The organism is Aggregatilinea sp., from assembly GCF_036822615.1.
Taxonomy (GTDB): domain Bacteria; phylum Chloroflexota; class Anaerolineae; order Aggregatilineales; family Aggregatilineaceae; genus Aggregatilinea.
Genome location: NZ_DAISHJ010000003.1, coordinates 129,909 through 140,650, shown reverse-complemented (window position 1 = coordinate 140,650; position 10,742 = coordinate 129,909). Strand labels below are relative to the sequence as shown.

Annotated in this window: 10 protein-coding genes and 1 pseudogene; 8 read left to right on the top strand and 3 right to left on the bottom strand. The window is 61.8% G+C overall.

Annotated elements, in window-relative coordinates; translation table 11 throughout:
* Positions 1 to 483 precede the first annotated feature (483 nt).
* Both V7116_RS02510 and V7116_RS02505 read left to right on the top strand, forming a co-directional pair.
* The gene (locus V7116_RS02510; RefSeq protein WP_324390077.1) at positions 484 to 1,704 is read left to right on the top strand and encodes a PAS domain-containing sensor histidine kinase; all 1,221 of its coding nucleotides are present in this window, start codon (positions 484 to 486) and stop codon (positions 1,702 to 1,704) included.
* A 78-nt stretch (positions 1,705 to 1,782) separates the two neighbouring features.
* Positions 1,783 to 3,132, top strand: a complete 1,350-nt coding sequence (locus tag V7116_RS02505; RefSeq protein WP_324390075.1) for a PAS domain-containing sensor histidine kinase — start codon at positions 1,783 to 1,785, stop codon at positions 3,130 to 3,132.
* Here V7116_RS02505 and V7116_RS02500 read toward each other — a convergent pair.
* The 3 genes from V7116_RS02500 to V7116_RS02490 are packed head-to-tail and all read right to left on the bottom strand — an operon-like array spanning position 3,129 to position 5,460.
* The gene (locus V7116_RS02500) at positions 3,129 to 3,545 is read right to left on the bottom strand and encodes a CBS domain-containing protein (protein ID WP_324390073.1); all 417 of its coding nucleotides are present in this window, start codon (positions 3,543 to 3,545) and stop codon (positions 3,129 to 3,131) included. The genes V7116_RS02505 and V7116_RS02500 overlap by 4 nt on opposite strands.
* Positions 3,546 to 3,562: 17 nt before the next feature.
* The gene (locus tag V7116_RS02495) at positions 3,563 to 4,684 is read right to left on the bottom strand and encodes a glycosyltransferase family 4 protein (RefSeq protein ID WP_324390071.1); all 1,122 of its coding nucleotides are present in this window, start codon (positions 4,682 to 4,684) and stop codon (positions 3,563 to 3,565) included.
* Positions 4,681 to 5,460 (bottom strand): WecB/TagA/CpsF family glycosyltransferase, encoded by a 780-nt coding sequence (locus tag V7116_RS02490; RefSeq protein ID WP_324390069.1) that lies wholly within the window; start codon positions 5,458 to 5,460, stop codon positions 4,681 to 4,683. Before V7116_RS02490 ends, V7116_RS02495 begins: the two co-directional genes overlap by 4 nt.
* Positions 5,461 to 5,640: 180 nt before the next feature.
* On the opposite strand from V7116_RS02490, the gene V7116_RS02485 reads away from it, so the two are divergent.
* The 6 genes and pseudogenes from V7116_RS02485 to V7116_RS02460 form a co-directional block, all read left to right on the top strand.
* A complete protein-coding gene (locus tag V7116_RS02485; protein WP_324390067.1) occupies positions 5,641 to 6,261 on the top strand; it encodes an RNA polymerase sigma factor in 621 nt (206 codons plus the stop codon).
* A gap of 52 nt (positions 6,262 to 6,313) precedes the next feature.
* Positions 6,314 to 6,721: a hypothetical protein gene (locus tag V7116_RS02480; protein WP_324390065.1), complete on the top strand. Its 408-nt coding sequence runs from the start codon at positions 6,314 to 6,316 to the stop codon at positions 6,719 to 6,721.
* 50 nt (positions 6,722 to 6,771) lie between these two features.
* Positions 6,772 to 7,905, top strand: coding sequence for a beta-ketoacyl-ACP synthase III (locus V7116_RS02475; protein WP_324390063.1), 1,134 nt, complete (start codon positions 6,772 to 6,774; stop codon positions 7,903 to 7,905).
* A 149-nt stretch (positions 7,906 to 8,054) separates the two neighbouring features.
* Complete coding sequence (locus V7116_RS02470) at positions 8,055 to 8,843, top strand: PIG-L deacetylase family protein (protein WP_324390061.1); 789 nt, start codon at positions 8,055 to 8,057, stop codon at positions 8,841 to 8,843.
* Between the two features lie 24 nt (positions 8,844 to 8,867).
* Entirely contained in the window at positions 8,868 to 9,743 is an 876-nt protein-coding gene (locus V7116_RS02465) for a sensor histidine kinase (RefSeq protein WP_324390059.1), read from the top strand.
* A 185-nt stretch (positions 9,744 to 9,928) separates the two neighbouring features.
* Positions 9,929 to 10,742 (top strand): annotated as a pseudogene (locus V7116_RS02460) (succinate--CoA ligase subunit beta); the annotation flags it as partial.

Sequence of the window (10,742 nt, the reverse complement as noted above, 5' to 3'; positions counted from 1 at the left end):
GGCAGGCGCGAATCCGGCACCCTGGCCCGCCGCCGTCGCCGCGATAACGTCGGGCGTATACAGGCGGCCTACCTGTTCTGCGTCGTAAAAAGTCGGAAGGATCATCATAGTCCAGATTATACGTTGGACACGCGGCCCAACCAACCTGCAACATAAGAATTGCGAGAACGTTAAGAAGTGTATTGGAAGTATTGTCGTTCACCCATCTTTGTGATAAAGTCTAGAGTAAGTCGGATGGTAGTTGGGGTCAAAATGGGTGGGTACTCCTCTGTTCGCATCCATGTCGTCATTTACCAGCACGACTTTTTGTCGGCCCAGGCTGCGCGCCACTTTGTCTGCGGGGATTAAAGGGCGGTGGGCAGTCTGTTGTCGGGGCAGCACCAAAGGTGCGACCTCCCGCCTGATCGCCTGCATGATCGCCCGCCAGCGTTGTGCTTAATTCGTGACCGCATCCTCACCAGACACAGGTGGATCGACCGACTTATGAGCCTCGACACGAACACACTGGTTATCTCTCCTGCTCCAGATCCCGGCGAACGCGCTACCATTCCCAGCCCTGCCGACTTGCCCCCTGGTGTGTTGGAGCCGCAGGAAAACGTGGCGCAAGCCATGTTGGATGCGTGCCAGGACGGTATGCTGATGTTTGGGGTGAGCGGACGGCTGCTCTACACCAATGCGGCGGCGGACGCGTTCCTGGGCGAGTCGATGCGCGCCTACGTGGGGCGCAGCATCTTTGCCTGGGTGCACGACCGGGGATGGGCTCATGTGACGCAGGTGTCCGGCCTGACGCCTGAGCTGCTGCGCGATATGCTGTCGCAGGCGAACTGCGCGCGCGGCGAAAAAACTCACCGGGTGTTTGAGCAGCATGTGGGCGGCTTGACGCGAACCATCGACGAACAGGGGAAGCCCGTCCATGCCCGTGACGGCAGCGCGATGGGCTGGATGCTGACGTGGTGCGATATCACGGAGCAGTGCCAGCAGGCTCACATGCGCGAAGAGATGAATCACATGATGATTCACGATCTGCGCAGCCCGCTGACGGCTATCGTCGGCAGCCTGACTATGCTGCACGATTTGCTCGTTGAAGCATCGATCGATCCCGCGCCGTATGATGAAGTGCTTCAGATCGCCCGCAACAGCAGCACCGGGATGCTCAACCTGATCGAATCCATGCTCGATCTGGCCCGTATCGATCAAAATGGAATGGGTCTCAACCGCTTGACGCAGGCGCTGCCGCCGATCATTGACGACGCGTGCACCTCGATTCTCAGCCTGGCGTACAGCGCGCACATCGAGCTGGCGATCGATGTGCCGGAGGACCTGCCACACACGGGCGTTGACGCTGAAAAGATCCGGCGAGTGCTGGTGAATTTGCTCGACAATGGGCTGCGACATACCCCGGCGGGGGGTATGATTACGGTGCGCGCCAGCGCTATGCCAGAAACCGGCAAGATCATTGTCTCCGTGCTGGATACCGGCCCCGGTATTCCCGTTGCCGAGCGCGAGCGCATCTTCGATAAGTTCGTGCAGTTGGGACGCCGCCCCGCGCGCGGTCCCAAGGGGTTTGGCCTTGGCCTGACCTTCTGTAAGCTGGCAGTCGAGGCGCATGGGGGACGTATCTGGATTGAAGAGGCACCTGGCGGCGGCGCGGCGTTTTGTTTTTCGCTGCCAACCGCCGCAGAAGCGAGTGTATTGAACGGGTAAAGCTTTTCTACCAAAATAGGCTGCGGCCTGCTTACTCTCTGTGGTGGGTGTCCGCCGGGTGAACATGGATCGGAGCCGATGACGAACCAGCCGAAACCGTTGCGCAGGCGGCGGGCAATTATCGCAGCAATACTCGTCGTACTGGTAGTAGGATTCATTTGTGGTAGTCCGCTGCAATCTTCATGGCGGTATGGATGGGTTGGCTTCTGTGTAGGATTGGTGGTTGCGTTGACCATGACAGCTCCGCACGAGCGGTTCTCAACTGCCGTACTGTCTGATGCTCCCGCAGCTCCTTCGCACTCATTTCTTCAGGCGGCTTTCAAAAGCACACACGACGCGCTGATCTTGATCGATCGGGGCGGGTGTGTTGCCCTTGCGAATCCGGCTATCGAACACCTGTTGGGCATTACGCTTGAGCAGGTGGTCGGTCGCAGCGTGGAGTCGCTCCTCGAAGATCCGTCGCTGCAATTTGCCGAGCGGCTCGGGTTTACGCCGGATACGCTGGGTTCGCTGGCGCTGGATCTGCGTTTGGGACGCGGAGAAGCAATCCGGTTCCAGGAGGACCGCGCCCTGATGGAACCCTGCGGCGTCCGGCATTATCCTCTGGGGCGGACCCTGGCGCCGGTTCTGGGCGACGCGGGAGAACTGACTGGCCTGCTGCTCACGTTCGTGGATGTCACGCCGGAGCAGGGGATGCGCCAGCGGCGCGAAGCGCTCTACAGCATGATCGTGCACGATCTGCGCGGGCCGTTGACGGCGATCAACACGGGTTTCAAGCTGTTGAGCGAAATTGCATCCGGCGACGATCCGGTGAGTCAGGCGGTCAGCAACACGACGGCGATGTCACAGAGCGCTCTGAACAAGTTGATGACGCTGGTGAACTCGCTGTTGGACGTCACGAAGTTCCAGAACGGCGGCGTGGACCTGTGCTGCGAGCCGTCGATATTGTCGGCGGTGGCGAGCGCCGCGATGGATAGTGTGCGCCTTGTGGCCGATGAGATGCGCATCGAGATGCGGCTGGCGATGCCCCCCGATTTGCCGCCTGTCAGCATCGATACCGATCTGATCGAGCGCGTATTTTTGAATCTGCTCGACAACGCGCTGAAGTTTACGCCGGGCGAAGGGCTGGTCACGATCGTCGCGCGAGACGAGGGATCGATGGTGCGCGTTGAAGTGCGCGATTCCGGGCCGGGCATCCCCGATGACGACAAGCAGCGTGTATTCGATCTGTTCAGCCAGGGGCCAGGCGTCGCGCGGCGTCATGGGTCGGGGATCGGGCTGACCTTCTGCAAGATGGTGATCGAAGCACACGGCGGACGCATCTGGATCGAGGACAATCCGGCGGGAGGCGCAGCCTTCATCTTCACGCTGCCCGTCGATGATGGCTCGGAACATGCCCCGTGCAACAGGGCGGCTCGGAGTCTTTAAGGGGCGCGCAGCAGGTCCGCCAGCGCGCGGATCAGATCCGTCACCGTGATCACGCCGACCAGTTCACCGCGCTCCACCACCGGCAGGCCGCTGATGCGGTGCTCCAGCAGCAGATCGATCGCGTCTTCCACCGGGAGATCGGGCGCCACGCAGACCGGATCGGGGGACATGCACGCATTCACTTCCGTGTGATCCAGCAGCATGTCGTCCTGCCACCGTTCGCGCAGGACAAGCGGCGAATTCGCCGCCAGCCGCAGGTCCCGGTCGGTGATGATGCCGCACACCCGGCCCTGGCTGTCCACGACCGGGAGCCGCCGGCAGCCGATCTCATGCATGCGTTCTGTGGCCGTCCGCAGCGTATCCTCAGGCCGGACGGTTGCCGGATTGGACGTCATCACGTCGCGCACAAACATCGCTTGCCCCTCGTTGGTTACTGGACCAGCTTGCGGTACACCCTCAGCGTTTCGACCGCCGCGCGCTTCCACGAGAACCGTGCCGCGCGTTCCGGTCCGGCGGCGGCCATCTCGGCCCGCAGTCGCGCGTCGCTCAGCACGATGCCCAGCACTTCGGTCATATTGTTCACGTCGTGGGGGTTGAAGTAGTGCGGCACGTCTGCGCCCAGCTCCGGCAGGCTGGATTCGCGGCTGCTGGCGACTGGCACGCCGCACGCCATCGCTTCGAGGACCGGCAGGCCCGCGCCCTCGTACACCGAGGCCATCACGTAGACCACCGCGGCGCGGAACACGCCCGGCAGATCCTCGTCGGGCACGTAGCCCAGAACGTTCACCGCGTCGGTCAGGTTGAGTTCCTGAATGCGCTTGAAGAAATCCTCGTAGAGCCAGCCCTTCGCGCCAACGACCACCAGCTGCAGGTCGGGGAAGTCGCGCCGCAGCCGGGCCAGTACTTCGACCAGCCGGGACAGGTTCTTGCGCGGCTCGACCGTTCCTACGACCAGCATATACTGCGCGGGTAGATCGTATTTCTGCCGGACGCGGGCGACTTCGCCGGGCGACACGACGCGGAAGTTGGGGGAGGCCGCTTCGTGCACGACCGTGATTTTTTGATCGGGCGTGCCGTAGTAGCGCATCAGGTCGTTTTTGGTGGCCTGCGACACGGTAATGATCGCATTGGCGCGCTTGACGAACAGCGGCATCGCCGCGTTGAGAAAGTAGTAGTTCAGGCGCTTGTGATGCTGGGGAAACAGCTTGTAGATCAGGTCGTGCACGGTCATGACCGTGGGGACGTCGCCCAACGGCATCAACAGGTGTTCCGTGGCGTGGAAAACCTGCACGCCCGGCACGAGCCGCTGGAACGACGCATGCGTGAGTTGGCCCTGCCAGACCATCATGCGCCACGGCTTATAGGCCATCCGAATCGACCGCTGCGGCACGTGCGTCCACTGGTCGGGAATGTGGGCCTGGGGCGTCCGGTTGTAAAACAGCGTAGGAGCGTTGGGCATTTCTTGCAGAAGTGCGTCGGTCAGCGAGCGCGCATAGCGTCCCAGACCTGCCCGGCTGTTCACGGCTGCCGATACGTCAATGTAGACCGTCAAGCTGGCGTCTCCTTCTGTGCCGCGTTTTTACCGTAGCGCAGCACCCCCCATACGAAGCGCGGCAGACGCAGCATTCGCCGCCAGCGCCACGGCTGAATGATCAGCCGGAATAACCACTCCAGCGCCAGTTTTTGCATCCAGCGCGGTGCGCGCGGGATCGCTCCGGCGATGAAATCGAACGTGCCGCCCACCCCCAGCGCCGCGTGTACGTGCAGCCGCGCCCGGTTGCGCGCGATCCAGACGTCCTGACGCGGCGCGCCGTAGGCCACCAGCAAAATATCTGCGCCGCTGGCATTGACGCGCTCTACGATCTGGTCTTCTTCTTCCGGTGCGGGACTGCCCGCATACGATCCGGCGATACGCAGCGCGGGGTGGCGCGCGGTGAGCACCTCTGCGGCGCGCTCCGCGATGCCCGGTGCGGCCCCCAGCAGATACAGCGACCAGCCTTCGCGCGCCGCGCGTTCCGCGATGATCGGCACGCCGTCGGACCCGGTAACGCGCTCCGGCAGCGGATGGCCCAGGTAACGCGCTGCGAACAGCAGCCCGATGCCGTCTGCCGCGCACAAATCCGCCTCGTGCAGCACGCGCATAAAGTCGGGATCGTCCTGCGCGATCATCACGAATTCAGGGCTGACGGTGCATACCTGGTGCGCGCCGTCGTCCGCTCGAATCCACGTGTCGATTGTTGCCAGCAGGTCGTCAAATGTGATTGCATCCACGGGCACGCCCAGAATGGTTACGCGCCCGGCCCGCGCCGGGAGGGGTTGCGCCGTCACTCTTGTGCTCCGTGTTCTGTGGCATCCCGATCTGCCTGCATTGTACCGCTACCCGGGCTATTTCGGCTACCCGCACACACTCGTAGATGGTTAAATTGCTTGGTATACTCCGCACATTACGGCGCATTCCTGTAGCGATCCCCCAACCGTAACCTTTACATGGGCGAGGTGTTAGTACGCATGACTGGTTCAGACAATCTGGCGAACCGTAATTACACGCTCGCGGATGATGCGCAGCTAGTCGAATGGGCGAAGGACGATTCGCTTGCGTTCGGTGAGTTATACGAGCGTTACGTTAAAAAAATCTACAACTATGTTTACTATCGCACGGGCAACCATGACGACGCCGAAGATCTGACGTCGCGGGTGTTTTTCCGTGCGCTGGGACACATTGGCAGCTATACCGATCGCGGAGTTCCGTTTTCGGCGTGGCTGTATCGCATCGCGCACAACCTGATTGCAAACTGGCATCGTGATCGGGGTCGCCAGCGCGTGCTGCCGCTGGACGATTATCTGACGAGTGACGGCCATCTAGATGGACCGGAGGCCGCAACCGAGTCGTTGGAAGAACGCGATCGCCTGTTGATATCGATTCGTGAGCTGCCCGCCGAGCGCCAGGAACTGCTGGTTTTGAAGTTCGTCGAGCGTATGTCGAACGCCGAGATCGGCAAGATCATGGACCGGACCGAAGGGGCGATCAAGTCTCTTTACCACCGGACGTTGTTATCCTTGAGGAGCACTCTTGAGGATGATGACGTGAGCGATGTGAAATCCGGCGGCAGGCGGCTGTTTGGTTTGTGAGCGTCACGTTTATCGACAGAGTGCAGTCTGAAATCTAAGGATGATCGAGCGTATGGGATCTCAACTCTTAAAGCGTCATTTTGACCGGCATGCTGGTGACATGCTTCTCGCCTACGCTGACGCGCTGGTGGCTGGTCTTGCATGGAGCCTCCCCTTTAAGCATAACAGCACCCCCGATCAATCCGAGGATCTGTTTGCCCTTACCGAGCAGCTTTACCACACCCTGGTGCCGGTTGAGCCGTCTCCGATTTTCGTGCGCGAATTGCGCAGTCATTTGATGGACGTTCAACTGGTGGATGAACCGTCCCTCTGGGAGCGGACTCGCCAACTGCCGCTGCCGGTTCAGATCGCGGCGGGGCTGGGCGGGGCAACGCTGACGGCGGGGATCGTGCTGGTGGCGCGCCGCCCGCTGTTGGATGCGCTGGGCGAGCTGCGTGGTCACCGCACCAGCATCGCATAACCGATCACTGTACTACAGTAGCCGTCCGAGCAGGGGGACCAGTTTTCGTGATGAACGAGCGTTACGCCAAAATCACTGGATGGGGAAAGTACGTGCCCGAGCGCGTATTGACCAATCACGATCTCGCGCAGATGGTGGACACCAGCGATGAATGGATCGTCACCCGTACGGGTATCCGCGAGCGCCACATTCGCGGCGAAGGGGATACCACGTCGAGCATGTCGGTGGCTGCCGCGCAGGAAGCGCTGGACGTCGCCGGGATTACCGCCAAAGACCTTGACCTGATCATCGTCTGCACGTCTTCGCCCGACTATTTGCTGCCTTCCGTTGCCAGCCAGGTCCAACACATGCTGGGCGCCGAATGCGGGGCATTTTCGTTGGTAGCGGGGTGCTCCGGTTGGGTGTACGGCTTTACGACCGCCAGCCAGTATATCCGCGCGGGCTTGTATAATCGCATCCTTGTGGTAGGCGTCGAGATCATTTCCTTCGCGCTCGATTTCACCGACCGCAGCACTTGCATCCTGTTTGGTGATGCGGCAGCGGCGACCGTGGTCGAGGGCAGCGACGAGCCGGGCGGCTTGCTGGCGACCGAGCTGGGCTCAGACGGGTCCGGCGCGATGGCGCTCTACGTGCCCGACGGCGGCAGCACGTCGCCGGTCACGCAGCAAACGGTAGACGAGCGCCGCCAGTACATGCGCATGGACGGCCAGGAAGTGTTCAAATTTGCCGTGCGCACCCTCGCCAGCTCGCTCAAGCGCACGGTCTATCAGGCCGGGCTGACGCCCGATGACATCGATCTGTTCATCCCGCACCAGGCGAACGCGCGCATCATCGAAGCCGCGGCGCGCCAGATGCGCGTGCCGATCGAAAAGTTTTATATGAACCTCGATCGGTACGGCAACACGTCTGCGGCGTCGGTTCCGCTGGCGCTGGTCGAGGCCATCGAAGAAGGCCGCCTGCGCGAAGGCGATACGGTCGCTATGTGCGCGTTTGGCGCGGGCCTGACCTGGGCGACCGCCGTCGTGCAGATGGGCACCGCCGAAGAGAGCGTGGCGGACAGCCTGTTTTCGGCGGCGCGGGCGCGCTATCTGGCACGGCGCACCTCCGATATCGTGCTCGATTCGGCCCAGTCGGCGCTGCTGCCGCTTTACACCTTTTTGTACGAGCGCCGCAAGAAGCGCTAGCGAAACATCCATACGAATGGACATTGACACCCCGGTTGATTTGACAGTCCGGGGTGTTTCTTTATACAGTGGGGGTGTCGCCGGGTGACGGTGATCAGATCGTGTTTGTACCCCATCCGTTCCGGCTGCCAGCGGAGGCAGCTTCGTCCATGAAACACCTTTTCCTCTCTCCTCATCCCGATGATGCCGCGTTGAGCTGCGGCGGTCGGATTGCCACACTGGCCCAGGCCGGGGAGCCGGTCGAGATCTACACATTGATGGCCGCCAATATGCCGCCCGATACGCCCCAGGGTGAATTTGTGGTCGAGCATGTTCTGCGGTGGAATCTGGGTCCCGATCCCAGTCCTGGGCGGCGGATCGAGGATGCGTGTGCGGCGGAGGTGCTGGGCGCGACGCTCTGCTGCGGCGATCTCGTGGACGCCATCTACCGCGTGGGGGACGATAGCCGCCTGCTGTATCCCGATCTGGACGTGCTTTTTGGCGAAATCGCCCCGGATGATGCGGTTCGCGCCCGCATCGAGCCGATTGCGCGTGCGTTGGGACCGGACGTTGTTCTGTACGCGCCGCTGGGGGCCGGGCATCACGTCGATCATCAGGCCGTACGCGATGTCGCGCTGGTCTGGCAGGCGCTGCACCCTGGCGCGCCGGTTCTGTTTTACGAGGAGTACCCGTACACCGTCCGCGACAGCCGGGCGATCGAAGCCGCGCGTGCTTTGTTGGGCCGCGAAACGAGCGCCGAGATCTATCCGGTGAGCGGCGATGTGCTTGAAACGAAAATCCGCGCGATCGCCTGCCATGTGTCGCAGATCCCGACGTTTTGGGCCGGGGTCGAGGCGATGGCGGACGACGTACGGCAGTATGCGGCGGCAGTGGGGGCGGGCGCACCTGCCGAGCGGTTCTGGCGCCCTTCAGCGCCGCGCGATGTGAGCGGCGTTTGAACGAATGAAGACAGGATGGAAAGCATGAGTCAATCCGAACAAGAATCCCTTGAAGCCGCGCGCGCCCTGGCGGCGGAAATACGGCAAAAAGCCGCGCCGGACCTGATCCCCGATCTGGAGCAGCTCGAAGCGCTGCTGGCCGCCGCGTCCGCCGAGCCTGAAAACGCGGGGGACGGCGAGATGATCCCGCGCCAGCAGCTTGACGACCTCGTCGCGGAAAACGCGAAGTTCGTCTCGGTGATGGTCCACGAGATTCGCGTGCCGATGACCAGCATTCGCGGCTATAACGACATGCTGGCGAAAAACGTGGTAGGTGATCTGAACGAGATGCAGCAGCAGTTCGTGGAGGTCATTCGCTCCAACGTGATCCGCATGGAGCATCTCGTCACGGACGTGAGCGACGCCAGTAAGCTGCGCTCGGGTCGCATCCGGCTTGAGCCGAAGATGGACATGTACAAAAACATCGCGCTCGAAGTCGAGAAGGCGACGAAGGATCTGGCGGCGGAGCACAGCCATACGCTCACCTTCGACACGCCGCAGGGTCTGCCGCTGCTGACCATCGATACGCCGCGCGCGGTCCAGATGATCACCAAGCTGGTGATCAATGCGCTGCAATATACGCCGGACGGCGGCCAGATTACCGTGCGGGCCGAAGGCGTGGACGGGCGTGTAAAAGTGACCGTGCAGGACAACGGGATCGGGATGAACGAGGAAGAACAGACTCACATCGGCGAGTTGTTCTGGCGCGGCGAAAGCGAGCATGTACGCTCGTTCAAGGGGCACGGCCTGGGCCTGCCCATCGTGATCGGATTGGCCGATCTGATGGGCGCGGACTTCAGTTACGAGACCGCTCCGGATGTGGGCAGCACGTTTACGGTCGTGCTGCCGGGGATGCATTGATCGAGTAAAAACGGCGGATCACCGGCTCGTGGATGAGACGCCTCGCGCGGTGGGTGCATCTAACCTCGCGGGCTGCTGCACGGGCAGGCGGGCCGGTGAAGTGCCGGATGTATAATTTTTATACTACAATTCAATTGTGGCTACGCGCGTTTCTCCCCCGCGCACACTGACTGGAGGCACTCTCTGTGAATCTGCATGAATACCAGTCCAAACAACGGTTTGCGGAGTTTGGAATCCCTATTCCTCAGGGAAAAGTCGCTCGCTCCTCACAAGAAGCGTACGAAATCGCAAAAGAGTTAGGCACACCCGTCGTCGTCAAGGCCCAGGTGCTCACCGGGGGCCGTGGCAAGGCGGGCGGCGTCAAGCTGGCGAAAACGCCCGAAGAAGCCCAGCAGCGCGCCGAAGAAATCTTGGGCATGGACATCAAGGGGCATAAAGTCTTAAAAGTCCTGATCGATTCCGCCTCGGATATTAAGTCGGAAATCTACCTCGGCGTGACGAACGACCGTGCCGCGCGCAAGCCGGTGCTCATGGCAAGCTCGCAGGGCGGCATGGACATCGAAGAAGTGAACCGTACCGCGCCGGAAAAGATCATCCGCGAGCACGTCGATCCGTTCCTGGGCCTGCGCGATTACCAGATTCGCAATCTGGCCTACGGGATCGAGCTGCCGCGCGAGCTGTGGAAGCCGTTCATGAAGATCGCGCGCGCGCTGTATGACGCGTATGTCAACAGCGACGCGACGCTGGCTGAGATCAACCCGCTGATCATCGATGGCAGCGGAACGCTGTTGGCGGTCGATGGCAAGATGTCCATCGACGACAATGCGCTGTTCCGCCACCACGATCTGGCCGAGATGCGCGATACCAGCGCCGAGCCGAAGGCCGAAACGGAAGCGCGCGCCGCCGGGCTGAACTACATCCAGTTAGACGGCGAAATCGGCTGTATGGTCAACGGGGCAGGGCTGGCGATGGCGACGATGGACATCACGCAGTTGTTCG